Origin of the sequence: Marinobacter mangrovi, from assembly GCF_016798325.1 — a bacterium.
In the GTDB taxonomy this organism is placed as follows: Bacteria; Pseudomonadota; Gammaproteobacteria; order Pseudomonadales; family Oleiphilaceae; genus Marinobacter_A; species Marinobacter_A mangrovi.
The window spans coordinates 29,473-54,502 of record NZ_JAERVO010000003.1 but is presented as its reverse complement, the minus strand read 5'-3'; the positions used below and the strand labels follow the sequence as shown (position 1 = coordinate 54,502).

At 64.1% G+C, this 25,030-nt stretch carries 22 protein-coding genes; 10 read left to right on the top strand and 12 right to left on the bottom strand.

Annotated features, from left to right (window positions below):
- Window positions 1–98: 98 nt before the first annotated feature.
- The 3 genes from JL474_RS09855 to JL474_RS09845 all read right to left on the bottom strand — a co-directional run bounded on the left by JL474_RS09855 (window position 99) and on the right by JL474_RS09845 (window position 2,657).
- Window positions 99–851: an SDR family oxidoreductase gene (locus tag JL474_RS09855; protein ID WP_203141953.1), complete on the bottom strand. Its 753-nt coding sequence runs from the start codon at window positions 849–851 to the stop codon at window positions 99–101.
- An 83-nt stretch (window positions 852–934) separates the two neighbouring features.
- Entirely contained in the window at window positions 935–1,870 is a 936-nt protein-coding gene (locus JL474_RS09850; protein WP_236012216.1) for a L,D-transpeptidase family protein, read from the bottom strand.
- A gap of 202 nt (window positions 1,871–2,072) precedes the next feature.
- A complete protein-coding gene (locus JL474_RS09845) occupies window positions 2,073–2,657 on the bottom strand; it encodes a TMEM165/GDT1 family protein (protein ID WP_203141951.1) in 585 nt (194 codons plus the stop codon).
- Between the two features lie 405 nt (window positions 2,658–3,062).
- On the opposite strand from JL474_RS09845, the gene JL474_RS09840 reads away from it, so the two are divergent.
- Genes JL474_RS09840 through fhuB form a run of 4 tightly spaced genes read left to right on the top strand, consistent with a single transcriptional unit; the run spans window position 3,063 to window position 7,556 of the window.
- Window positions 3,063–3,833 carry a siderophore ferric iron reductase gene (locus tag JL474_RS09840; protein ID WP_203141950.1) on the top strand — a complete coding sequence of 257 codons (771 nt, stop codon included), beginning with the start codon at window positions 3,063–3,065 and terminating at the stop codon, window positions 3,831–3,833.
- Window positions 3,826–4,593 (top strand): ABC transporter ATP-binding protein, encoded by a 768-nt coding sequence (locus JL474_RS09835; protein WP_203141949.1) that lies wholly within the window; start codon window positions 3,826–3,828, stop codon window positions 4,591–4,593. Before JL474_RS09840 ends, JL474_RS09835 begins: the two co-directional genes overlap by 8 nt.
- 15 nt (window positions 4,594–4,608) lie before the next feature.
- Window positions 4,609–5,529 (top strand): ABC transporter substrate-binding protein, encoded by a 921-nt coding sequence (locus tag JL474_RS09830; RefSeq protein WP_203141948.1) that lies wholly within the window; start codon window positions 4,609–4,611, stop codon window positions 5,527–5,529.
- Window positions 5,529–7,556 carry a Fe(3+)-hydroxamate ABC transporter permease FhuB gene (gene fhuB / locus JL474_RS09825; protein ID WP_203141947.1) on the top strand — a complete coding sequence of 676 codons (2,028 nt, stop codon included), beginning with the start codon at window positions 5,529–5,531 and terminating at the stop codon, window positions 7,554–7,556. Before JL474_RS09830 ends, fhuB begins: the two co-directional genes overlap by 1 nt.
- Window positions 7,557–7,888: 332 nt before the next feature.
- Here the strand turns inward: fhuB and JL474_RS09820 are convergent, their stop codons facing one another.
- The 6 genes from JL474_RS09820 to slyA form a co-directional block, all read right to left on the bottom strand.
- A complete protein-coding gene (locus JL474_RS09820; protein ID WP_203141946.1) occupies window positions 7,889–10,306 on the bottom strand; it encodes a GNAT family N-acetyltransferase in 2,418 nt (805 codons plus the stop codon).
- On the bottom strand, window positions 10,303–11,505 hold the full coding sequence (locus JL474_RS09815; RefSeq protein ID WP_203141945.1) for an MFS transporter: 1,203 nt from the start codon (window positions 11,503–11,505) through the stop codon (window positions 10,303–10,305). The genes JL474_RS09820 and JL474_RS09815 overlap by 4 nt, the downstream gene beginning before the upstream one ends.
- 13 nt (window positions 11,506–11,518) lie before the next feature.
- Complete coding sequence (locus tag JL474_RS09810) at window positions 11,519–12,847, bottom strand: lysine N(6)-hydroxylase/L-ornithine N(5)-oxygenase family protein (protein ID WP_203141944.1); 1,329 nt, start codon at window positions 12,845–12,847, stop codon at window positions 11,519–11,521.
- The gene (locus JL474_RS09805) at window positions 12,840–14,417 is read right to left on the bottom strand and encodes a pyridoxal phosphate-dependent decarboxylase family protein (RefSeq protein WP_236012181.1); all 1,578 of its coding nucleotides are present in this window, start codon (window positions 14,415–14,417) and stop codon (window positions 12,840–12,842) included. Before JL474_RS09805 ends, JL474_RS09810 begins: the two co-directional genes overlap by 8 nt.
- Before the next feature lie 176 nt (window positions 14,418–14,593).
- Window positions 14,594–15,910 carry an MDR family MFS transporter gene (locus JL474_RS09800; RefSeq protein WP_407944059.1) on the bottom strand — a complete coding sequence of 439 codons (1,317 nt, stop codon included), beginning with the start codon at window positions 15,908–15,910 and terminating at the stop codon, window positions 14,594–14,596.
- 115 nt (window positions 15,911–16,025) lie between these two features.
- The gene (gene slyA / locus JL474_RS09795; protein WP_123633585.1) at window positions 16,026–16,457 is read right to left on the bottom strand and encodes a transcriptional regulator SlyA; all 432 of its coding nucleotides are present in this window, start codon (window positions 16,455–16,457) and stop codon (window positions 16,026–16,028) included.
- Window positions 16,458–16,638: 181 nt separating this feature from the next.
- Here slyA and JL474_RS09790 point away from each other — a divergent pair, with 181 nt between their 5' ends.
- Window positions 16,639–16,848 carry a DUF3565 domain-containing protein gene (locus tag JL474_RS09790; protein WP_203141943.1) on the top strand — a complete coding sequence of 70 codons (210 nt, stop codon included), beginning with the start codon at window positions 16,639–16,641 and terminating at the stop codon, window positions 16,846–16,848.
- Here the strand turns inward: JL474_RS09790 and JL474_RS09785 are convergent.
- A complete protein-coding gene (locus JL474_RS09785) occupies window positions 16,840–18,129 on the bottom strand; it encodes an MFS transporter (RefSeq protein WP_203141942.1) in 1,290 nt (429 codons plus the stop codon). The two genes, JL474_RS09790 and JL474_RS09785, sit on opposite strands and share 9 nt — an antisense overlap.
- Window positions 18,130–18,438: 309 nt before the next feature.
- Between JL474_RS09785 and JL474_RS09780 the strand changes: the two genes are divergently transcribed.
- A complete protein-coding gene (locus JL474_RS09780; protein WP_123633734.1) occupies window positions 18,439–19,302 on the top strand; it encodes a helix-turn-helix transcriptional regulator in 864 nt (287 codons plus the stop codon).
- Between the two features lie 5 nt (window positions 19,303–19,307).
- On the opposite strand, the gene JL474_RS09775 is transcribed toward JL474_RS09780, so the two are convergent.
- Window positions 19,308–19,715, bottom strand: coding sequence for a hypothetical protein (locus JL474_RS09775; protein WP_203141941.1), 408 nt, complete (start codon window positions 19,713–19,715; stop codon window positions 19,308–19,310).
- 89 nt (window positions 19,716–19,804) lie between these two features.
- On the opposite strand from JL474_RS09775, the gene JL474_RS09770 reads away from it, so the two are divergent.
- From JL474_RS09770 to JL474_RS09755, 4 genes are all read left to right on the top strand, one after another.
- Window positions 19,805–21,505 (top strand): ExeM/NucH family extracellular endonuclease, encoded by a 1,701-nt coding sequence (locus JL474_RS09770; protein ID WP_203141940.1) that lies wholly within the window; start codon window positions 19,805–19,807, stop codon window positions 21,503–21,505.
- Window positions 21,506–21,616: 111 nt separating this feature from the next.
- Window positions 21,617–22,534 carry an alpha/beta fold hydrolase gene (locus JL474_RS09765; protein ID WP_203141939.1) on the top strand — a complete coding sequence of 306 codons (918 nt, stop codon included), beginning with the start codon at window positions 21,617–21,619 and terminating at the stop codon, window positions 22,532–22,534.
- A 138-nt stretch (window positions 22,535–22,672) separates the two neighbouring features.
- Window positions 22,673–23,716 (top strand): AraC family transcriptional regulator, encoded by a 1,044-nt coding sequence (locus JL474_RS09760; protein WP_203141938.1) that lies wholly within the window; start codon window positions 22,673–22,675, stop codon window positions 23,714–23,716.
- 130 nt (window positions 23,717–23,846) lie between these two features.
- Complete coding sequence (locus tag JL474_RS09755) at window positions 23,847–24,422, top strand: ATP-dependent zinc protease family protein (protein ID WP_203141937.1); 576 nt, start codon at window positions 23,847–23,849, stop codon at window positions 24,420–24,422.
- Here the strand turns inward: JL474_RS09755 and JL474_RS09750 are convergent.
- On the bottom strand, window positions 24,419–24,835 hold the full coding sequence (locus tag JL474_RS09750) for an NUDIX hydrolase (RefSeq protein ID WP_203141936.1): 417 nt from the start codon (window positions 24,833–24,835) through the stop codon (window positions 24,419–24,421). The two genes, JL474_RS09755 and JL474_RS09750, sit on opposite strands and share 4 nt — an antisense overlap.
- Between the last annotated feature and the right edge of the window lie 195 nt (window positions 24,836–25,030).

Here is a 25,030-nt window from a genome sequence, read left to right as displayed (position 1 = left end):
CGCTGCGTCCGGGCGAGGGCGTTTGGCCCCTCGCCTGGCTTTTAAGATCCGTCTATAGAGTATACGTTCCCTGACCGGGGGGGATTAACCGATGTTACTCAGAGCATCCGGGCCAGCAGGGACGTGGGTACCCGTTTCATGATGAACCCGATGGCGCGCCAGGGCCAACCGGGCACATAGACGTCGGCCTTTCCGGATTCGATGGCTTTAACCATGGCGCGGCAGCCCGTCTCGGCGTCCACCACGAAGGGCTTGTGTTTGATGTCGGCGTTGATGGCGGTGCTGATATAGCCGGGAAAGAGCGTGGTGATGCGAATCGGTGAGCGGGTTTTTGCCAGTTCCACGCGCAGGCCTTCGGCGAGCGCGGCGACGCCGGCTTTGGTGGCGCCATAAGTGGTGACGTTACCGGGCATGCCACGGATCGCCGAAACCGAAGAGACTATCACCAGTTGGCCCTCGTTTTGGGAGCGGAGGATGGCCATGCCGGCTTCCATTTGCGCCAGGGCGGCGACGAAGTTGGTTTCGGCGGTGTCCCGGTTGGCGTGAAAGCCGCCGGAACCGAGGGGCTGGCCCTTGCCGATGCCGGCATTGACGATGATGCGGTCGAGTCGGCCCAGGTCCTGGTGGAATCCGTTGAACACGTCAAAGACCCGATCGTGCTGGTTCACGTCCAGGGCCCGGATCAGGATGCGGATGTTGGGCTGGCGGCGCTGGATCTCGGTTTTCAGGGTTTCGAGGCGTTCAGTGCGGCGGGCGCACAGCGCCAGGTCGTAGCCCCGTTCCGCAAATTCCCGCGCCATACCCTCGCCCAGGCCGGAGCTGGCGCCGGTGATCAGTACCGCTTTAGCCATGACGGTGTCCTTATTGTTATCGATTGGCTGCGATAACGCGGGTCAGGGCCCGCGCAGAAACTCAGTGTTCTTCAGGAGCGCCGTTAGAGCGACGGCTTGTCGTCGGTCTCTTTGTCGTGGTTCTGGGCCATCTGGCGAACCTGCTCACCCACCAGGCGCGGAACGCCGTCGGCCTGGTCCACCGCCAGTTCCACGGCATGGCGCTGGAATTCGATGCCGGGATGTTTGTCGAGCAGTTTGTCCATCTTTTGCATCACGTCTTTCCAAAGCTGGTCCTTGGCGGCCTTGTCCATCTCTTCCTTGGGACGATGGATCTCCAGCCACACTTCGTTACCGCTCATGCCCACCTTGACCGGCTGCTTGACGAACTGCACCGGCGTGCCCTTGGGCACCTCGAACACCAGTTGGGAAATGTCGTCGTTGTACATGCGGATGCAGCCGTGGCTCACCTGCATGCCGATGCCGAATTTCTTGTTGGTGCCGTGGATCAGGTAGCCCTTGGCGCTCAATTTGAGGGCGTAGGGCCCCAGTGGGTTTTCCGGCCCCGGCGGCACCATCAGCGGCAGCTGTTCCCCGTTTTTCTCGTACTCTTCGCGGACACTGGTGGGCGGGTACCAGGCGGGGGATTCCAGGCGCATGGTGACCTTGGCTTGCGTCAGCGGTGACGGGTTCTGTTCGGTGCCGACGCCGACCGGGTAGGTCTGCACGCCGTCATCGCTGTAATAGTAGAGACGGAACTCGGCCAGGTTGATGACGATGCCCTTGCGTGGGGCATCCGGCAGGATGTGCTGTTCCGGCAGGGTGATCTGCGTGCCGTCGCCCGGCAGCCAGGGATCGACCCCCGGATTGGCGTGGACCAGCTCCAGGTAGCCGATGCTGTTGCGGGTGCCGATGTCCGCAAAGGTGTCTTCATAGCGGGTTTTCATGGTCTCCATGTGACCGATCAGGTCGCCCTTGATCGGCATCACCGGTTGCCCGGCCAGTGCAGCCTGGGTGGAGAACAGCAGGCAGGCTGCCATCAGGCCCCGTCTGAAACATGTCATTACTGAAATCCTTGGGACAGGTGTTCCGTCACTTCGTTGAACCGCAGGCCAGCAGGGATGCCTGCCGACCTGTTTACTTTATAGGCACCTATTAAGAAAGCCCATTATTCCACAGAGTGCGGCGCGTTTCTTCTCTCGCACCGCTGGATTGCGGCAAAAACGCATGACGAATCAGTAATCAGCCGGCCGTCAGGCTGATGCCGCTGAAGGCCCCGACCAGGGTGATGACCCCGAGCACGATAAACAGCCCACACGCAAAGAGGCGGGCCGTGGCCAGGGGCATGCGATCCATCAGCCACTGGCCGGCCAGGATGACGGGAACGTTGGCCAGCAGCATGCCCACCGTGGTGCCCAGAACGACCATGACGGTATCGTCGAAACGGGCGGCGAGCACCACGGTCGCAATCTGTGTCTTGTCACCGATTTCCGCCAGGAAGAACATGATCAGCGTGGCGAAGAACGCGCCATAGCGCAGCAGGCCGGCATCCTCGCTGTCGTCCTTGTCGGGAATCAACAGCCACAGCGCAATGGCGATAAAGCTGGTGGCGACGATCCAGGGTAGCCAGCTGGCGGGAATCAGCTTGGCTATCCAGGCGCCGAGCAGGGCGGACAGGGCATGGTTGAGCAGGGTGGAAAACAGGATGCCCAGAATGATGGGTGTCCGCTTACTGAAACGGCAGATCAGGAACAGGGACAACAACTGGGTCTTGTCGCCGATTTCCGCGATGGCCACGGCGAAGGTAGAGGATAGGAAGGCGTCCATTGAATCTCCAAGCAGGGGCGGATTTACGATGACACAGGGACAACCCGGCCTTCCGCCCCAACGGCAGACCGCGTTATCCCAGGTCTCGTCAATCCCATGACAGGTGGGACGTGGCAGCCATGAGGATGTGCCTCAAGTTTGTTGACCGCCACCCGGAAGGCCGACTGAATGAACCAGTCTGTCCTTCGCGGAGACTACTCCCCCGGAGATGCGCGAAGTTTACCGAACTCCCCTGTCCGGCACAACGGGTCTCTTGACGGGGTGGGCAGGTGGTGACGAGAAATTAAATGCGATCAATTTGCATTTGCGCTGACGAAAGGCGCTCGGTAAACTGCGGATCATTATTGATCAGTCCGGTCCCGGCCGACTGACGTCCACACCCGCGGGAGCCGTTGCACGATGTCCATGGCCCAACAGTCTCTGGCACAGCACATCGCCCTGGATCGTTTTTACGCGATCTCGGCCGAGATCAATCCGGTGCTGGCCGGCGATCAGGTGCCGCCGGTGGACCAGTGCCTGTGCGCGCGGGACGACAATCGGGCGGTCCTCGAAACCCTCTACGCCACCCTGAGTGAAGCCTACCCGGAAGCCGGCATGCCCTACTGGTCCGTGCGGACCTGGGGGCTGATGGTGTGGCAGCCGATCATCCTGACGGTGATCGGTGTGCATGGTGCCGGTGTGTTGCCGCCGCTCCAGGATCTGCGACAGAACGTGGGCACTTTGATGGTGGCGGGTTACTCGCTGCCGGACGACGGCTGGGAGCACGGCACGGAAGCGCAGCTGACCCAGCGTGGCGGGCAGGCCCTGCGCGCACTCTGCGACAGCCTCTTGGCAGAGCTGCGCGAGATCACGCTGATCAAACCCCTCAATGCCCTGCGGCTGGCGGCGGACAGCCTGTTGAGCGCCATCGCCGGACTCGACCGGATTCGCCCTGAGCTGACCCAGACCCAGCGGCTGGAACTGGCCTGGACCTGGCTGCGGGCGATGGGGCTGGAAGGCCAGAGTGCCTTGATGCCGCTGCCCCTGGCCGATGGCCGTACCCCGCTGGTGCTCGACCGCAAGGGCTGTTGTATGCATTACCGCCGCCACGATGGTGAACTGTGCGCTTCCTGCCCCAAGCAGAAGGACGAGGTCCGGTTCACCCGCCTGCAAGAAGAGCTGTTGCACGATGCTTGAACTGAACGGCATACGCGTCCACCGGGACGGCCGGGATATCCTGGCGCTGCCGGAGCTTTCGATTTCCGGTCACGAATTCACGGTCATTCTCGGTCACAACGGGTCGGGCAAGTCCACGCTGATGAATCTGCTGGCGCGCCAGATGGCGCCGGATGCCGGCGAGATCCGGCTCAATCGCCGCCCGATGGACGCTTATTCCCAACGGTCGCTGGCCCGGGAAATCGCCTACCTGCCCCAACACCTGCCGCCGGTGGCGGGCCTGAACGTGCGCGAACTGGTAGCCCTGGGGCGCTATCCCTGGCGTGGCCTGTTTGGTCGCTGGCGGGCGACGGACGCCCAGGCCATCAATGAGGCGATGGCCCAGACCGGTGTGTTGGAGTATGCCGACCACCTGACCGACCAGCTCTCCGGCGGTGAACGCCAGCGGGCCTGGATCGCCATGCTGCTGGCCCAGCAATCACCCCTGCTGCTGCTGGACGAACCCACCTCGGCGCTGGACCTGTCCCACCAGTACGAGTCCATGGGCCTGCTGCGTCAGCTGAACCAGGACACCGGTCGCGGCGTGGTGGCGATCCTGCACGACGTTAATCTGGCGGCCCGCTACGCCGACCGCATCCTGGCGCTCAAGGGCGGCGAGCTGGTGTTTGACGGCACGCCCGACGAGATGCTCACCCGGGATCGTCTCAGCCAGCTTTACGGTATCGATATCCAACTCATTCCCCAGCCCGGCAAGTCACGTCCGGTTGCTGTCGTCGCCTGACTGTCGGAGGCCTTTATGGTGATTCGAGGCGTATTCCGCTTCTTCGTCTTATTGTTGGCAGGGCTGCTCTGCGGCCAGGCCCTGGGGGCGGTGACCATCACGGACGCTCGTGGTGAGCACACCTTCGACAGCACGCCCCAGCGGGTGGTGACCCTGAGCTGGGCCATGACTGAAGACGTGGTCGAGCTGGGCGTCAAACCGGTCGGCGTGGCCGATATCGACGGTTACCACACCTGGGTGGTGCGGCCGTCCATTCCCGAAGGCGTGGCGGACATCGGCACCCGGGACGAGCCCAGCATCGAGGAACTGGCGGCACTTAAACCGGACGTCATCATCCTGGCCAACGGTCAGGAAGACTTGATCGATCGGCTGGAGCAGGTGGCGCCGGTGCTCTACTTCGATGCCTTCAGTGCCGATCACAACAACGCCACCGTGGCGCGCCGGATCTTCCGCAAGCTGGGCCATCTGTTCGGCAAGGAGGACGTGGCCGAGCAGAAACTGGCGGCCATGGACACCCGCTTTGACACGCTCAAACAGCAGCTGCACGCTCATTTTGGTACGGACCTGCCGCGAGTCGCCAACATCCGCTTCAACAACAACGCCGTGGTGTTCGTCTACGGTGAGAACGCCATGTCCAGTTATGTCCTGCGTGAACTGGGGCTGGCGTCGGCGCTCGATATCCCACCCAGCCAGTGGGGGGTGACCCAGAAGAAAATGGTCACCCTGAGCACGCTCAAGGCCGACGACGTGTTGCTCTATTTCAAGCCGGCGCCGGGCGTGGAGAAACTGTTCGAATCACCCCTGTGGCAGGCGATGCCGGTGGTGAAGGCCGGTCACGTGGCGGGTGTTGTATCCACCTGGTCCTACGGTGGCGCCCTGTCGTTACGCTACCTGGCGGAAGCCATGACGGACGCGTTGCTGACGATCGAGCCGTGATGTCCGGTACTGACACCCTGGCAAGTCCCCGCCCGGCCCTCTGGCAGGGTGCGGCCGGTCGTTACCTGGCGGCGCTGGCGGTCCTGCTGTTGGCGTTGCTGTGGCACCTGCACCTCAACTCGACGCTGTCCCTGTCGCAGCAGTGGTCGCTGATCCTCGGTCGAGCACCGGAAACCTTCGACGACATCCAGTTTGTCTACGCCGCCCTGCCGCGCGTGGTGCTGGCCATTCTGGTCGGTGCCGTGATGGCCCTGGTCGGCAGTCTGCTGCAACAGGTGACCCAGAATCCGCTGCTGTCGCCGATGACTCTCGGGGCCGCCTCCGGGGCCTGGCTGGCGCTGGTGTGCGTCAGTGTCTGGTGGCCGGATCTGGCGCCGGATGGGCGTTCCTGGTTTGCCCTGGGCGGCGCCGTGGCGTCGGTTGTGCTGGTGCTGCTGATCGCCGGGCGCAGCGGCCTCAGCGGATTGCCGGTGATCCTGGCGGGCATGGCCACCCATATCCTGATGGGCGCAGTGGCGACCGCCGTCATCCTGCTCAACCAGTACGCCACCCAGAACCTGTTTATCTGGGGCGCCGGCGACCTGACCCAGACCGACTGGAGCTGGGTGCAGTGGCTGTTGCCCAAGCTGTCGGTGGCGCTGCTGGTGCTGTTGATCGCCCCCCGACCGCTGGCCCTGTTGCGGCTGGGGGATGCCGGTGCCGGGGCTCGGGGCTTGAGCACCGGGCCGATCCTGATCGTGTTGCTGATGCTGTCCCTGTGGCTGGTGGCCAGTGCCATCACGGCTGTTGGAGTGATCAGCTTCATTGGTTTGATCACGCCGAACATCGCCCGCTCCATGGGTGCCCGCACGCCCCGGGATGAGTTGTGCTTCAGCCTGCTGCTGGGCGCAACCGGCCTGCTGTTGACGGACAGCCTGGCCGTGATGGCCAGCGACTGGCTCCCGGATCTGTTGCCCAGCGGGACGGCCGTGGCCCTGATCGGCGCGCCGGCCTTGATCTGGTTCGTGCGTCGCAAGCTGTCGGCGAAGGATCAAACGGCCCTGCAGCTGCCGGAAGGGGCGGCCCGGGTCAGTCGCTGGTCCTGGTGGCTGGCGCCGGTGGCCGTGATGGTGCTGGTGATTCTGGGGCTCTGTTTCGTGCCGGATGCCTTCAGCTGGCGTCAGCCCTGGGTCGCCTTCCAGTGGCCGTCGGATCTGGTGCTGTCCCTGCGCTGGCCGCGACTGGTGACGGCCGCCTGTGCCGGGGTCGGCATGGCGTTGGCGGGCCTGATCCTGCAGCGGCTGATCCGCAATCCCCTGGCCAGCCCCGATATCCTGGGGATGTCGGCCGGCGCCACGTTTGCCCTGGTCGCCTTCACCGTGTTTATCGGCGGTTCGATTCATGAAGCCGGGCCTTTCGTTGCCTTTGCCGGTAGCGCCGGGGTTCTGGTGTTGCTTCTGCTGCTGGGGCGACGGGCTCACTACGCCCCGGGCATCATGATTCTGGTGGGGATTTCCCTGTCGGCATTGATCGAGGCGCTGGTGCAATTCGTGCTCGCCAAGGGCAGCGACCAGGCCTACGCCATTATTGGCTGGCTGTCCGGGTCCACCTATCGGGTGTCCGATGCCGAAGCGCTCTGGTTCGCCGGTGGCACGGTGCTGCTGTTTGGGTTGTCGCTGGCGACCGGGCGCTGGCTGACGCTGATCTCGGCGGGCGATCACATGGCCCAGGCGCGTGGTCTGAATGCGTCCCGGGCCCGTCTGGTGCTGCTGGTGTTGGTGTGCGCCTGCTGCGCCCTGGTCACGGCGCTGATGGGGCCGATTGCCTTTGTCGGCCTGCTGGCGCCCCACGTGGCGACGCTGATGGGCGCGCGCAAGGTCTGGCCGCAGTTGTGGCTGGCACCGCTGGTCGGCATGGTGTTGATGCTGTTCTCCGACTGGCTGGGCTGGGTGCTGCTTTATCCCAAGCAGATGCCGGCGGGGACGCTTGCGGCCATCCTTGGGGGCAGTTATTTCATTTATCTTCTGGCTCGGCGGCGGTTGCGGTAAGGGTTTGGTTGTAGAGAGGATTTCTATTGAGTTTGGCGTCTGAAACCAATGGAGGCCATCGCTTCCGTCGCCTAAGAGGGCCGTCCGTGGCCGCTTATGCGATGAGGACATCCCTGTCCTCGGCTCCAGCGATGGCCTCCATGGGTTTCGATCAGACTTCGTGCAAAAGCCTCTTGGTAAAACATGCCCTTGAAGGACGTTTGTAATGATGGCGCCTGCCGGCGCCTCAGAAGCTGAAGCATCTGCTACAGGCTCGAGTTGGCTGGGTAATGTAGCGGACGCTTTAGCTTCCGAGCCGTCCCTGGGACGGCCCGTCAGGTTGCTTGTGTCCCTCAGTCCCCGGCCGTCGCCACCGTCTCCGGCCGCTTCGCATAAACCGCAATCGGATTCTTCAGGGTGCCGGCAAACTGCAGGTTGGCCGCCGGATCCGTCAGGTTGATCATCTGCTGGTTGTTGGCCAGTTGCAGACGGTTCAGGCACGACAGCGTGAACTCCGGTGCAAACAGGTCGTGGGCGGCAAACTTGTCGGCCATGTGCGGGTGCGCGGCCTGGTAGTCGTGCACGCAGTCGGCCACCAGGGCCCAGAACCGGTCCTCGCCGATATCCCCCTGCTCTTCGAGAAGGCCGCCGATAAAGCGGAAGATGCAGTCGAACACGTCGGTAAAGATCGACAGGATCTTCAGCTCTTCCGGCACGGACACCGCCAGACGCTGCACTTTCTCCGAGAGCACCACCTCCTCGTTCATGATCGCCACTTCCTCGGCAATGTCCTTCATGATCATGCGCACCGGCACCTGGTCGTCCAGCACCAGGATCAGGTTTTCGCCGTGGGGCATGAACACCAGGTCGTGGGCATAGAAACAGTGCAGCAGCGGGCTCAGGTAGGCTTTGAGGTAACGTCTCAGCCAGTCCTCCGGCGCTAGGCCCGACGCCCGCATCAGCGCTGGCAGCACGGCGCGGCCGTCGTTATCCACGTGCAGCAGGGACGCCATGGTCATCAGTCGTTGACCGGGTTTGAGCGTCGGGATCGGGCTTTCGCGCCACAGCGCCGAGAGCATCTTGCGGTAGGGGCTGTGCTTGTCGAGGGTGGTCTCGAAATCCGGGTGCATGTAACCCACCCCGGCCACTTCCCGCAGGATGCTGAAGCCGGTGTCCGACAGGTAGGGATCCTGGTTGATCAGGTTGTGGATAAAATCGTTGATGGCCGGCGTGGTGCTCATGTAATACGGCGACAGGCCGCGCATGAAGCCCATGTTGAGGATCGACAGGGCTGTTTTGACGTAGCGCTTTTCCGGCTGGTCCTGGTTGAAGAAGGTGCGGATCGATTGCTGGGCGCGGTACTGGTCTTCACCGTAGCCCAGACAGACCAGGCGACCCTGGGCGAGCGCCTTGGCGAACAGGTGGGCGAGTTTGTTGTACCACTGCCACGGATGAACGGGGATCAGGTGGAAGTCGGCCGGGTCGTGGCCGTCGTTGCGCAATCGGTCGTCGAAGCGGCGCAACTGGCCTTCGCCCAGCTCATCCCGGAGCAGGTTGCGGTGGTCCAGTCCGTCGGTGCCGGCATAGACCGTATCGTCACGATGGGCGGCGAGCCACAGGAGCTGCACCAGCTGGCCGGATTCGGGGGCGTACGCCGGATAGTCCAGCGCATCGAAGCCGATCCGACCGTTGTTGGCGATAAAGCAGGGATGGCCTTCAGACATGCTGGCTTCCACGGTCTGGAAGTCGGCCCGGGTCAGCGCCTCGGCGGTGGGGCTGGATCGATGGTGCTTGAAGGCGCTGCCGTATAACGTGCTGGAAATTTCCTCCAGGTACGTGGGCAGCATGGCCTCGGAGATACCCAGTTGCTCGCGGAATTCGAGGATAAAGCGACTGGCATCGATCTCACCCTGGCCGCCATCGGCCCACTTCTCCAGGCTGTCCGGATCCACCAGCCAGTGATCCAGGGTGATGCAGCGCCCGTTGAAGCGGTATTCGGTGGTGCCGTCGTCGGCAAACAGTCGATAGCGTCCGTCTTCGCCTTCGATCGGATCCGGCGCCAGCACCCGCTCGTGGGACAGTTCGCTGATGGCTTTGCGCACCAACAGCCGGTTGACCTTCTCCCAGATCGCTGGTTGCAGATGATCGCTGACCGTGCGCGGGTCTGGGCGGCGCTGCGGCGTTTTCCGGGAGGCTCTCCGTGGCTGGGTCGCCTCGAACTGGGCGGCGGTGCAGAACGCCAGCTCGGCGGTCTTGTCCGGCAGTTCGATGGGGCGTTCGTAGACAAAACCGACCGCTTTGTTGAGCGTGTGGATGGCCTCGTTGCGGGTGTCCGGTTCCACCACGATCCGCTGCGCACCCAGTTGGCGGAACATGAACGTCATGATGCCGCGGAAGACCGCGCGGCTGAAACCTTTGAGTGGCGTGTCCGTTGGTGCGATCAGGATGTGCATCCCCAGATCGCCGGGCTGGACGGTGTAATGCTCACCGACGGGATCCCGGGCCGGGTCGTAGCACTCCATCAGGAAGACCGGGTAGCCCTGGTGGTAGCCGATAAAGGCATCGCCCTTGCCGGATTCGGGCAGGTCCCGGTAGAACGCGGCCAGGTCGTTCTCGTCCATGGACTGCATGCCCCAGTAGTGGGCACGATCCTGGCGCAGCCAGCTCCTGACCAGTGGGATATCGTCGGGTACCTGCAGGGGCCGGATCTCGAAGGCGCCGAGAGTCGGGTCCAGGTAGGTGAAAGGCTGCTGTGCCGGTAATGCGTTCATGCGTCGCTCCTTGATAGGCGGGAACGTGAGGGGGACGCAACGCCCGTCTGGCGTTGCGGACGATAGAGCAGGCCGTAGAACAGGCCGGCGCTGAGCACCAGGCCGGCGGCCGCCAGATAGAACGGAACATCGAGGCCTGTGGTGGCGACCACGGCGCCGGCGGCCCAGGAGGCGACCAGCACGCCCAGGTTCTGGCTGAAGCTGACCTTGCTGAAGTCGGTGGCGTAGTCCCGGGGTTGGCTCAGGGCGAAAAGCAACTGGTCGAGCCGCACGGTGGCGCGGAACAGTCCCCAGCCGAACAACAGGCGGCCGACCAGGACCACGGGCATCGACGGCACTGCCTGCAACAGCAGGCCGACCGTCACATAGACCATGGCGGGCAGGATCTGCCAGTGGGCTTCGGTCGCGACCGGTTGACGATAGCTGCGCCACAGCGCGAACAGGGCCACAGCGCCGGGAATCGCGAAAATCACACCGGCGTAGAACGCATCGCTCCAGCCGGACAGGGCTTCCCAGTAGCGCACGAAGAACGGCCGCACCAGGAAGGCGCTGAAGTAGAACACCGCCATCACCAGACACAGGCGCAGTACCACGGGGGTATTGGAGGCGCCGGAGGCGGGCGTCGATGTGTCCTCAGTGTCATCGGCGGCTGAAGGGACTGGCGTTTGGCGTCGCAGCAGGAAACAGATACCCGTCTGTAGGAAGTCACCCACGGCCATCAACAGGAACACCTGCCGCGGTTCGAACCACTGCAGGACCGCGCCGCCGAGTAAGGCGCCGCCGATGCCACCGAAGTGGACGATCACCGACAGCAAGCCGATGGTCCGGCCGTGGGCGTCGGCCTGCTCCAGCCGCATGATCTGGGGATAGATCAGCAGGTAGCTGGCCTTGAACACCAGCATGGCCAGCGAGATGGCCCAGAACTGGGTCAGGCTGGCGGTCCAGTAGCACAGCACGCTGAGCACGCCGGCCAGCAGTTGCGTACCGATCAGCAGGGGCAGCAACGACAGGTGTCGCGCCACCCGCGCCCACACCGGAAAGGCCAGCATGACCGTCAGGCAGCAGGCGGCGATGTACAGGCCGACCAGACCGGCGTCGGTCACGCCGAACGCACTCTCGAAAAAGTGCGGATAGAAGGGAATCAGCATCGAGTCGCTGACCACCGCGATGGCGGTCAGGCCGATGAGCCAGGCTTTCATGGACACCGACATATCAGGCCAGCGCGTTCTGGGGGCGGGTCAGCGCCTCTGTGTCGGACACCCCGAACTGCTGGAAGGCAATGCGCTCCTCGATCGGGTACGGCTCGCCGCCGGTCAGTTCGCGCAGGATGCAGCTGTTGCGGTAGCAGGCCATGCCGAGGTCCGGCGTCACAAATCCATGGGTGTGGAGTTCGGCGTTCTGAACGAAGATACGGCTGCCCTCACGGTCGATGCTGTAATTGCGCCGCACGTCGAACCGTCCCTGATCGTCCCAGCGGATGCGGTCGGCGATCCCCTCAAGGAACGCCGGCGGCCGGTACTGGTAGCCGGTGGCCAGCACCAGCGCTTCGGTCTGGTGATGGAAGCGGCGTTGCTGCTCCACTTGCTCGAAGGTCAGGTCGTACCGCTGGCGTTGGCGATTGAAGCGGGCCTCGAGCAGTGCCGCGTTGGTCTGCAGATTCACCGGCACGTGACCGGCGAGTCGTTTGGTATACAGCAGGTCGTGGATGGCGTTGATCAGGTCGGTGTTTATGCCCTTGTACAGGTGCTTCTGGTGGGTCACCAGATGATCGCGTTTTTCCCGCGGCAGGCTGAAGAAGTAGTCCACATACTCCGGGGACGTCATTTCCAGCGTCAGTTTGCTGTATTCCAGCGGGAAGAAGCGGGGCGAGCGGGTCAGCCAGTTCAGGGTGTAGTGGTGGCTGTCGATGTCCTGCAGCAGGTCGTAGAAGATTTCCGCCGCGCTCTGGCCGCTGCCGACAAGGGTGATGGCGTTCCGGGACTGCAGCTCTTCCTTGCGATTGAGATAGTCCGAGGCGTGCAGGACCGGGCCGTCCAGGTCGTCACAGCAGCTCGGGCAATGGGGGCGCGGCCCGGTGCCCAGAACCAGGCGGCGGGTTAGGTAATCCCGGGGCTGGCCGGTTCGGGAGCAGAGCGTACGCAGTCGGTAACAGTCCCGGTCGCTGTCGAACTCGACCTGCTCGACGAAGGTGTTGAACCGGACATTGTGCAGCCGCTGGCTGGCCCACTGGCAGTACTGGTTGTACTCCCGCCGCTGGAGGAAGAAATCCTCCCGGATGTAGAAGCTGTAAAGGCGCCCCTGCTGCTTGATGTAGTTGAGGAAGCTGTAGGGACTGGTGGGGTCGGCCAGGGTGACCAGGTCGGACATGAACGGCGTCTGCAGGTGGACGCCTTCGATCATCAGCCCCGGATGCCAGTCGAAGCCGGGGTTCTCGTCCAGGAACAGGCTGTCCAGACCGTCGATGGGTTCCGCCAGGCAGGCCAGGCCCAGATTGAACGGGCCGATCCCGATCCCGATAACGTCGTAAATGCGCTCAGCCATGGACCGCCTCCTTGCATGCCGCTTGGACCGGGGGCTTGTCCGCCTCGCGGAAGTAAGCCTCCCCGTGTTGTTTGATCAGGCGCAGGATGGCCTGGATGTCCTGAATCCGGGTCGCCGGATTCAGCAGGGTGAATTTCAGGTAGTGGCGGCCACGCACCTGGGTTGCCGCCACCATGGCCTCGCCCGAGCGCATGATGGCTTTGCGGATTGCACGGTTGGCGGCGTCCAGCTGCTCGGGGGAACATGCCCGGGCCGGGTGATAGCGGAACACCAGCGCGCTCAGGGCCGGCTGATGCAGTACGTCGATCTGCTCGTCGGACAGCAGCAACAGGTAGGTCTTGCGGGCCAGGGCCATGGCCCGTTCAAAGGCGTCGCCCAGGGCATCGGGCCCCATGGTGCGCAGGGTCAGCCAGAGCTTGAGTGCGTCGAACCGGCGCGTGGTCTGCAGGCTCTTGTCCACCAGGTTGGGCGTACCTTCCTGGCGCTGGCTCAGCGGGTTGAGGTATTCCGCGTGCCAGGTGACGCAGCCGAGGTTGGCGCTGTCCCGGGCCAGCAGCGCACTGCAGGAGACCGGCTGGAAGAACGATTTGTGGTAGTCGACCGTGACCGAGTCCGCCTGCTCGATGCCCGCCAGCCGCTGGCGGTGATGGCGCGACAGCAGCAGGCCGCAGCCATAGGCCGCATCCACGTGGAACCAGGCGTTCACCGAGCGGGCGATGGCGGCGATCTCAGGCAACGGGTCGATGCTGCCGAAATCGGTGGTGCCGGCGGTGCCGACGATGGCCAGCGGGATCTGGTCCGCCTCGGCGGCCGCATCCAGTGATGCCCGAAGCGCGTGGGGATCCAGGCGGAAGTGCTCGTCGCAGGCGACCGGCACCACGGCGTCGTAGCCCAATCCCAGTAGCGCCGCGGCCTTTTGCAGGCTGAAGTGGCTGACCTCGGAGCAGAAAATCCGGAAGCGGCTGGCCTCGCTGGGAATACCCAGCTCGCGGACGTTGTGGCCCCAGAGCCGCTCGCAGGCGTTGTCCCGCGCCAGCAGCATGGCCATCAGGTTGGACTGGGTGCCGCCGGAGGTGAATACGCCATCGGCTTTCGGACCCAGTCCGATGCGACCGGTCGTCCAGTCGATCAGGCTCTGCTCAATCAGCGTGGCGCCGGCGCTCTGGTCCCAGGTGTCCACTGAGGTGTTCACGCTGCTGAGGATCAGCTCCGCCAGGATGGCCGGTGTGACGATGGGGCAGTTGAGATGGGCCACATAACGGGGGTGGTGAAAGTAGACCGCGTCCTGCAGGTACAGCTCATCCAACTCGGACAGCACCTCGCCCAGGCCGTCCAGCGGCTGATCCAGGTCCAGATCCTGGAAGCGGGGTGCCAGCTCGCCAGGCAGGATCCCGGAGAACGGCTGGTCGGCCAACGCCAGGCGGCGCTGGATCAGGTCGATCCCCTGCTCCAGTGTGACGCGGTAACGCTCGGATTGCTGGGCGTTGAACAGGAAATCTTCGGGGTTGGCTTTCGAGGTTGAGGTGGTGGAAAACAGAGACGGGTGTAGCGGGCTTGGTTGATCCATCATAAGCCTTATCCATCGGGTTGGCGTTGGAGGAAGCAATTGCCGGGGTAATTGCTATATATACGCATAAGCTAATGCGAATCATTCTCGTTAAATGAGCGCAGAAAAGTCAACCCGGAATCGCCACCGAGTGGATTAACTCTCTGTCAGGTTAGGGGGGGAATGCCCAGAGCGTTTGATCAGCCGGGGATGCGGCGAACCGGCCAGAGCGCCAGCAGGACAAAGGCCGTCATCAGCCACCAGGCGCTGTGGAAGGCGTCGATGGTGGGCAGGCCGTGGCTGTGCTCGCCGTACTCCAGCGTCAGCGCCACCACGTTGACGCCAAAGGCGCCGCCCAGTTGGCGGGTGAAGTTGATGATGCTGGAGCCGTAGCCCAGCTCGTGGGGCTCCAGCGGGTTGAGGGCACCGGTGGACAGGGACGGCATGATCAGGCCCAGACCGACGCGGCCGATGACGGCCCAGGTGGCCAGCCAGAAAAAGCCCAGCGCCTGGTCGGAAAACGCAAACAGCGCGGTGGACAGGGCAAACACCAGGATCCCGATCATGATCATGCGCCGAGCCGGTTTGCGGTCGGCCAGCCAGCCGGCGATCGGGAAGGTGATACCGAGGGCGATGCCGGCAGGCAGCATCAGCAGCCCGGCTTCGGTGGCCGAGAACTGCAGCGCCGACTGCACGAACAGTGGAATCAGGTAGGTCGATCCGAACAGCGCCAGCCCCAGGGCCACGGCACCCAGACAGGCGCTGCGGAATTCCGGACGGCGCATGAGCCCCAGGTGCAGCAGCGGGTTGGCGGCCCGGCGCTCGCGGCGGGCAAACAGGATCAGTGCCAGCAGGGCCAGGGTGCCGCTGAGGGCGATACGGAGACCTTCGCCTTCGGCATGTTGTAGGGTGTTGAGGGCATCGAGGCTGGTGGCAATGAACAAGGCCAGCCACAGGAAGCCAGCAAAGTCGAAACGGTACGGGGCCGGCCGGCTTACAGGCCAGGGCAGATAGCGGTAGACCATGATCACGCCCAGCAGGGTCACCGGGACCGGCGCAAACATCACGTAGCGCCAACTCAGTTGATCCACGATAAAACCGCCGATGACGGGGCCCAGTGCGGGCGCCAGGATGACGCCCATCCCGTAGATCCCCATGGCCTGGCCGCGCTGCTCCCGGGGAAACGCCCGGAACACCAGGTACATGGCCATCGGCTGCATCAGTCCGGCCATGGCGCCCATGCCGATGCGGGACAGGATCAGCCATTCCGGCGACGTGGCAAAACCGCCGGCCACCGACATCACGCTGAACAGGACCATGGCACTGGCCAGTGTACGGCGCAGGCCGAAATGGTCCAGCAGCCAGCCGGTAGTCAGCATGGTGGTGGTCATGGCGGCGATGAAACCGGTGACCAGCCAGTGGGCCTGGCCCTGGCCAATCGCGAAGTACGCCATGATGTCCGGCAGCGCGACGTTGACGATGGTCGCGCTGAGCACCGTAGCCATGGTGCCCAGCATCACCGTGGCGACCGCCAGCCAGCGCCAGCGGGCACCGTGACGTTCACGCAGTGCGTCCAGACTGAAGTCTTTCAGGGGGTGCCTCCGTCCATGGCGTCGGCGGAATCGGTAGGGGTCAGTGGCCCTGCAGCTGCTCGGCGTTCTTCATGATGCGGTTGAAGACCCGAAGTACGACTTCCAGGTCGGCGTCGTCCACGCCCTCGAGCATTTCCTCACGGAGCTTTTCGCCGCGGCCGTTGAGGTCGTCCATGAAGGCTTCACCGGCGGAGGTCAGGTGCAGACGGCGGGCACGGCGGTCTTTCTGGCAGGGGCGGCGTTCGATCAGGCCCTGGCCTTCCAGGCTGTCGAGCAGGCGCACGAGCGTCGGGTTCTCGATTGCCATCAGGCTGGCCAGCTCGCGCTGGGTCAGGCCTTCGCCGCCTTTTTGCAGATAGACCATGGTGGTCCAGCGGGCCTGGGTGACGCCCAGGTCTTTGAGGCGTTCATCAAGCAGTTTGCGCCAGCGGCGGGTAACCCGTGCCACGGCGAAGGGAAACTGGTCTTTCATCAGAAAACTCCCGACAGGATGCGGTCACGCTGGATGACAAAAAGCGCGTGACAGGATAATTAATACTAGTTTGCTAACAGTTGTAATGAAAACAGATGCGGGATCAGAATTAACATGAGGGAAAACCGAAAGCGCTTTGCCCGGGCAATCTTTAGGAACCCACTGATTAACGTTTCGGGTCATGAAACAACCGATTAAGGGCTTTTATCAGGACGACGCCGGCGACTGGGTGGCGCAACTGGCCTGCGGTCACGGCCAGCATGTGCGGCACCGGCCACCGTTCATCAACCGCCCCTGGGTGACCACCGACGCGGGACGGCACAGCCGGTTGGGCGCCTGCCTGGATTGTGTGAAGTGCGACCGGGGCGAGCCAACGGACGCGTCAGGCTGAGGGCTCGGTGGCGATCTCTTCGGCGATTTCAGCCGCTTCCGGCGAGGTGTGGAACTCCTCGTTGCGCGGATCCATCTCGGTCAGCACGGGCATGGCCTCGGGCATGGTGCTGACGAAGTGTTCCTGCTGCTCGACCGGAATGTCCTCGGTGGTCCAGATATACCAGCCGGTGATCAGGCCGAGCAGCACCAGGAAGCCGGCGCTGCCCAGGAACAGGCCGCCGGGGCCGATCACACCAATCAGTTCCGAGATCACCAGCGGCCCCAACACGCTACCCAGACCGTAGCTCAGCAGCAGCGTGGCGCTGGCGGCCACGATGTGGGTTTGCTCCATGCGGTCGTTGGTGATGGCGACGGCGATCGGGTAGAGCGCCGCCGACAGCCCGGTAAACGCGCCCACCGCGACGATCAGAAGAACCGGATGGTCGACGCCCAGGAACGCAGCCGCGCAGGCGGCGAGGGCGGCCACGAAGGACAGCGTCAGCATCACCCGCCGCCGGTCGAAACGGTCACAGACCCGGCCCATGGGCCAGGCCAGCAACATGGCGGCGATGATTGCCGTGGCCATGAAGACGGAGGTTTGTGCCAGGTCGAGGCCAATCAGCGTGGCGTAGACCGGTCCCAGGGCGTAGAAGGTGCCGATCAGCACGCCGCAGGTGAGCGCGCCCATTACTCCGGTGGTGGACTGGCCCAGCATGGTGAAGATGGAAATGCGGGCCACCTGTTCGATGGCGGGCGCTTCCATCCGGGTCAGGGACAGGGGGATCAGCGACAGTGTCAGCAGGATGGCGGCAAGCGTGTAGAGCAGGAACGACGCCGGGTCGCCCAGGTTGACGATCAGCTGCCCGCCCGCCACGGACACGAAGAACACGATCTGGTAGACGGCAAACAGGGTGCCGCGATTGCTGTTGGTGGCCCGACTGCTGAACCAGCTTTCCACCACCAGCAGCACGCCGGCCATGCTGAAACCGGACAGCACCCGCAGGAACGCCCAGAAGGTCATCGACAGGGCGACCGGGTACAGCAGGGCCATGACGGCCGTCAGCGCCGAAAACACCGCGAAGGCGCGAATGTGCCCCACCCGCTCGATGACCCGGTTGACGGTCAGGGTGCCGATGACGAAGCCGATGGAGTAGCACGCCAGCACGCGCCCGATGGTGGCGGGATCAATGGACTCGAGGCCCAGTCGGATACCCAGCAGCGTCATCAGGAAAGCGTTGCCGCTGACCAGCAGCATGGTGCTGAGAATCAGGGCAGAGAGGGAGGCGACCATTCGTCTCATGGCAGTTTTTCCGGAGGCCTTTGGCGACAGCAGATACGTACACACCATAGCAGGCATCAGGAGAGCGTGCCGGGCGTCCGCGATTTAATCAGAGGCCGGCTTTGTAAGCGATTACGCACTTCCCGAATGGCGGATGTTACCTGAATGTAAGTGGTGGATTTCTCTGGAAACAGCCAAACTATTAGTCCACTGTTTAACGTTATTTGACATTAATGTGCCGTAACACGCGGCGTGTCGGGAAGCTGCTAGCATATCGACTTTGGTTACGGATTGATCGAAATTCAATCAGTCAAGAAAGAGCGCCACATGATGAAGAAAACGGACTGGCCCATTCGATGGGATCTCCTGCTACGTTACCGCCTGATTGAGATCATCGCATTGTGGGAAGGTCGTCTGACGACCAACCACATCTGCCATGCTTTCGGGATTGGTCGCCAGCAGGCATCAAAGGACATCAACACCTACTTGCGGGAGGTCGCGCCAGGCAACCTGGAATACGACCGTCACCTGAAAGGCTACGTCCCCGCCGATCAGTTCCGTCCCGCGGTGACGCAGGGGCGCTCGGACGAATACCTGGAAGTGCTGGGCCGCGATCACGCCCTGAGCGAGACCTTCGAATCCCTCGATCTGGGTCTGCCCAACACTGAGATCCTGCATGTGCCGCGCCGCCTGGCGGAGCCGGAAGTGGTGCGCCCGATTGTCCTGGCGACGCGTCAGGGCCGTCGCCTGGAGGCGGAATACTTCTCGCTCACCCGGCCGGAAGGCGAACGCCGAACGCTCGAGCCGCATACCCTGGTCTACAGCGGCCAGCGCTGGCACGTGCGCGCCTGGTGCGAAACCAACGGCGAATACCGTGATTTCGTGCTCAGTCGCTTCCGCGGTGTGCCCCAGGTCCTGCCCGAGCGCAGCCGTCATAAGGCCCGCAACGACGAGGCCTGGAACACCACGGTCAACATTATCCTGCGGCCGGACCAGCGCCTGTCGGCGGATCAGCAGGCCATTGTGGCCAACGATTACGCCATGGTCGACGGCCAGCTGAAGATCGAAAGCCGGGCCGCCCTGGTCCGCTACATGCTGACCCTGGCCGGGCTCAGTGGCGATACCCCGCACAGCGATCCGCTGGTTCAGCAGCTTGAGCTGGCCAATCGCGACGACCTGCGCGCCTGGCTGTAAGCTGCCTAGCCGTCCGCGACGTGGGCGGCCCGCCAGTCGCGGAGTTCCCGGGCCCATTTCTCCGCACGGTCACGCCGGTTGAGCGTGGCCAGCCCGATGGCCTGATGGTCGGGGTCGTCCAGTTCGATCTGCACCTTGTGACGATGCTGGGCCGATTCCATTTCCTGCCCGATGACCTCGATGCTGACGATCTGGGCCGCCCGGAATATCTGGTAGCGGCCCGGCCAGACCACGGCAAAACGATCCGTCCCCTGCTCGGTGACCACCGTAAGACTGGAAGACCAGCGCTGATCGGGGATGAAACCTTCCCGACGTAACTGGCCCATGGAACGGTTGCGGCGCCGCGCCTGAAACACCATCAGCGCGCCAACGGCGGCCAGCGCCACGACAATCAGGATCACGGGATGGCTCATTGCGTTTCTCCATTGCATCTGCAGTGAACCTTGGGGACACTGCCGGTCGCACATCGGTCACAACGCATTATGGTTTCACGAAGGGCATCATGAAAGGCATCGCCTCCAACCTCGCGCTCCTGGGCGGCCTTCTGCTGGCCAACCCGGCCCTGGCGGAACGCTGCGGAGACAGCGCGACTCCGCTGTCCCGGGTGCAGGGTGCCGGCGATCAGTCACCGCTGGCCGGTCGCCGCGTTGCGGTCGAAGGCGTGATCACCCTCGACGGCCGCGGCCCCCATGGCTTGGGCGGCTTCTATCTGCAGGCCCTGCCGCAAGACGCCGATCGCGATCCCACCACCTCGGACGCCGTATTTGTCTATACCCGGGCGTCTGGCGGTGCCGTGGGTCAGCACGTGCGGGTGCGCGGTCGGGTGAAGGAATTTCATGGGTTAACGGAAATCGCAGCCGGGGATCGGCTGCGCGTGTGCGGTCGCAGCGGTTTGCCGGATCCGGTCGTCCTGTCGTTTCCCCTGCCCGCCGACCCGGAAGCCCTGGAAGGGATGCGCGTCGCGTTCGCGGATCCGGTAACGGTCGTCGACACCCACGACCTGGGGCGTTACGGTCTGGTCACGCTGGCCGGGGACGATCCACGCTATCCCGATTCGCTGTCGCCACAGCAGCAACTCCTGCTCGACGACCGGAGCCTCGACCAGAATCCCGCCGATCTGCCCTGGCCCCGGCCTGGGCTGACCGCAAACCACACGCTCAGGTCGGGCAGCCTGCTGTCGCCGGTGCAGGGCGTGCTCGACTTCCGCTACGATCGCTGGCGGCTGCAGCCCGACCGCTGGCCCTCGGTGGTGGGCGGCAACACCCGCCCCGACTGGCCGGCGCCCCCGGCTAACGGCACCCTGCGGGTGGCCAGTTTCAACCTGCTCAACTTTTTCAACGGCGACGGCCGGGGCGGCGGCTTCCCGACCGCGCGGGGGGCGGACAGTCCGGCGGAACTGACGCGTCAGCGCCAGAAGCTGGTCAGCGCCATTGAAGGGCTGCAAGCCGATATCGTCGGGGTCATGGAGCTGGAAAACGACGGGCGCGGGCCGGATGCCGCGGTGGCGCAACTGGTGGCCGCGCTGGGGCACGACTGGGCCGCGGTTCGCCCGCAAGACGCCGGTGACGATGCCATCCGGGTGGGCCTGTTGTATCGCGCCGATCGCGTTGAGCCGGTGGGTGAGAGTGACAGCCTGGATGAGGCGCCCTTCGATGCCTTCAGCCGGGTTCCCCTGGCACAGACTTTCCGGGCGCGCGACAGTGGCGAGACGCTGCGGGTGGTGGCCAATCATTTCAAATCCCGATCCTGCCGCCATGCCCGGGGCGCCAATGCCGACCAGGGCGACGGTGAGGGTTGCTACGCGCCGGTGCGGGCCCGCTCCGCCCGGACGCTGCTGGCGTGGCTGGACGACCTCCCGCCCCAGCACACGCTGGTGCTGGGGGATCTCAACAGCCACGCTACCGACACCCCGCTGCGTATGTTGGCCGAGGGCGGCTTCCGTCGACCGGCGGTCCTGGCCGGCGACGACGGCTACAGCTACCGCTTCCACGGCGTGCGCGGCACCCTCGATTATCTCCTTCCGGATCCGTCGCTGCAGGCGCGTGTGGTGGGTGGCGCCGTCTGGCACATCAATGCCGATGAACCGCCGGTGCTGGATTACAACCTCCAATACCATTCCGGTGACCGCGCGGATCGGCTGTATGGTCCGGGCCCCTGGCGTTCCTCCGATCATGATCCGGTGTATCTCGACCTGCGACTTTGATGCGGGACTGGCAGGCGCGCCCCGTTCGACGCGACAGCGAGGCCATAGGACGTCACGCAGGACGGGTTAGACTCAGGGTCAAAGGACTCCACGCAACAAAGGTTACCCTTCATGCTCGCTAACACGCCGTTGTTCAACACGCTGCAAGATCGCCTGCCCAACCCCTGGCCGCTGGCCCGGACCGGGCACCGCTGGTTGCAGCGGGCCAGACGACACAGCACGACGGTCGATGGGCACCGCATCGTCTGGCTGGAGCGAGGCCGGCGGCGCAGTGACCGTCCGTCCATCGTGTTGCTGCACGGCCTGGCGGCAATGAAGGAGAACTGGAGCGCCTGGTTGCCCCTGTTCCCGTCGGACAGTCACGTGCTGGCCGTGGACATCCCCGGCTTCGGTGAGAGCGACTATAAGGTCGGCGCCGGCTATGGCTACCGGGAGCAGGCCGGTCGTCTATTGCAGTGGCTGGGTGCGGCCGGTCTGGGTCAGGTGCACCTGGTGGGCAGCTCCATGGGCGGGGCCATCGCCACGGTGATGGCGGCCCGCGGCGGCGAACGGGTCGCCAGCCTGACCGTCATGAACAGCGCCGGGATTCCGGCCCAGCCGGGCATGGATCTGTCACGGCCGCCGCGCTTCGATTCCTCGCTCTTGCTCCCGGAGGACTGGCCGGGTATCTACCGCATGTTCAACAGCGTCAGCAACGGCACGCCCACGGCGGCGGGTCTGGCCATGGTGGGTTTGCTGGGGGTCGATCTGCTGCGTCGCTCCGGCCAGAACCGCCATGTGTTTGCCGACATGGTGGCCGATCCGTACGCCCCGGCGAAGGAACTGGGCGCGGATACGCCGCCGCTGCTGGTGATCTGGGGTGACCGGGATCGCATCACCCTGCCCGGCTGTGTGGATTTCTACCGCGAGCAGGTCCCCCACGCGGAAGTTCACATGCTGCCCAAAGTCGGACACCTGCCCATGCTTGAAAAGCCGCTGGGCTCCCATCGCATCCTCATGGATTTCCTGGACCGGCACACGCCCCGTTAGGCCCTGGCTGGCCTCGCCTCCCGGAACAATTGGCCCCTTCATCCCGTTGACGCGTCACTGCAGTCATGGGGTCGGTGATCGGATCCATTCATAATCAGTTGCACTATTACAATAATGCAACTTCTGAGGACGGATGACATGCCTGCTGCCGCATCACAGGTTCAGGATCTGGGCTTACCGGCGATTTACCTGCACACCATTGCCGAACTGCTGCGCCAGCGCGGCGTGGACGATCGGGCATTGCTGACGAAAGTGGGGCTGGATCCGGCGTGCCTGGCCGATGACGACGTTCGTGTGTCCCTGTCCCAGGCCAGTGAATTCGTGACCCGGGCCATCGTCGAGAGTGGCGAGCCGGGGCTCGGCATCCTGCTGGCCTCGGAGCTTCGCCTGCCGTTGCATGGTGCCCTGGGTATTGCCGCCATGAACAGCCGCACACTGGGTGAGGCGATGGACCTGATGGTGCGCTACCTGACCCTGCGCGCGCCGCACCTGCGGATTTTCTGCGTCAACGAAGGCGACACCACGACCCTGCGCGTGGTGGCCGGCCTGGAACTCGGACCGCTGCAGAGCTTTATCATGGATGCCATGGTGTTCGGTTGTGTGACCATGGGCACCCAGTTGCTGGGCCAGCCGGTGCGGGGCGCCCGGGTGCATCGCCGGGGCCGCGAGCCGGGTTACGTGCAGCGTTTCCGGAATCAGTTGCCGTTGCCAGTGGAGTACGAGCGCGACGAAGACGCCATCGTGATTCCCAGCGGTGCCCTGGCCACGCCCATCCGTTTCAGTGACGACGAAGTGGCGCGCGCGTCCCGGGAACAGTGCGAGCAGGCCCTGCACCGACTGACTGAAGACGCCGGCTTTGGCGCCCGGGTTCGCCGGGTGATCGAAACCAGTCATCCTTTCCCGCCCAAGCTGGGCCGGGTGGCCGGCACCCTGTTTGTGTCCGAGCGAACCCTGAAACGTCGCCTGCAGGAAGAGGATGTCAGCTTCCAACAGCTGGTCGACCAGGTGCGCCTGGAGCGGGCCCGGGATCTGCTCGCCAACACCCGCATGAGCCTGAGCCAGATTGCCGACGCCCTGGGTTACGCCGATGCGGCCAATTTCACCCGCGCATTCAAGCGCTGGACCGGCATCAGCCCGAGCGCCCATCGCAATCGTCGCCAGCCCCTGGCGGCCGTCGACTGACCGTCCCGCCGTTACCGCGCGATTACCTTTCCGTCAGGACCGTGGCCGAGTTCCCGCGGCTCTGGCATCATCCGAATCGCTGTCCGGCTCTGGCCGGTGATGGTTCCTTCTGAACAAGGAGTAGTACTGCATGCGATTCGGATTTACCTTGTGGCTGGCTGCGCTGCTGGTCATCAACGTTCCCGCCGCCTTCGCGGACGATCACAAGAAAGACGCCGAAACCCTCGGCTTTGTGGAATGGGTGGTCCTGCAGGATTCCGGCGTGCGGCTCAAGGCCCGGCTCGATACCGGCGCCAAGACGTCGTCGCTGCACGCGGTGAACGTGGAACCGTTCAAGAAGGACGGCAAACGCTGGGTCAGCTTTGAGGTGCCGCTGGACGATCACAAGTCGCCGGACGATGCCGAGGATGACAACATTGTCCTGCAGTTCGAGCGCCCGGTGGAGCGCACGGTGCTGATCAAGCGCAAGGGCGCCGAATCCCAGCGCCGCTATGTGGTGAAGATGGACTTCTGCATCGCCGGCGAGAAGCACGAAACCCAGTTTTCCCTGACCGATCGCAGCCGTTTCAACTACGCGATCCTGCTGGGGCGCCGCTTCCTCGGGGACGACAACGTCCTGGTGGATTCGTCCGACAGCTTCCAGGCGTCCAAGGAGTGCGACTACCAGTCCCTGGAAGAGCTGGAGCAGGAACGCGACGCGGACTAGTCTGGGACGTTTCCCGCCTGCCAGGCCCGGGCCTGCTCACAGACCCGGGCGACATCCCGACTGAACCGTTCCGGCTGCGCCCGCATTTCCGCCAGGGTAAACCAGCCGGTGGCGCAGGCATCGTCGCCGGCCACCGGTTCACCACCCTGGTCCTCACATAGCACCGGGCAGAGCACGAAGTGATGCCCGTCCGTCACCATATCCAGCGGCGGCAGACGTCCCATTGGCTTGCCGTCCAGGCCGGTCTCTTCCTTCAACTCCCGCAGGGCAGCCTGCTCCAGGCTTTCACTCCATTCCAGCTTGCCGCCGGCATGGCCCCAGAGGCCGCTGTCCGGTGGATTGCTCCGTTGCACCAGCAGGAAAGCGCCGTCGCGTTCGAGGATGACGATGACGGCCGGGCAGGGATGAGGCATGGGCGGCTCCTTGGTGGGTGTGCTTCATTCTATCAGGCCCGGGGCAATGACCGGTGGTGGCCGTATTGCCCGAGTTTTCGTCCTTTACTGCCATTCTCAGGTGGACGTCGGCTGATAAAGTGCTATTTAAAGTAAATGCTTTAATTCGGTCGGCGCACAGCAAGTCGGCCTGTCACAGACACCCCCTCCAATCTG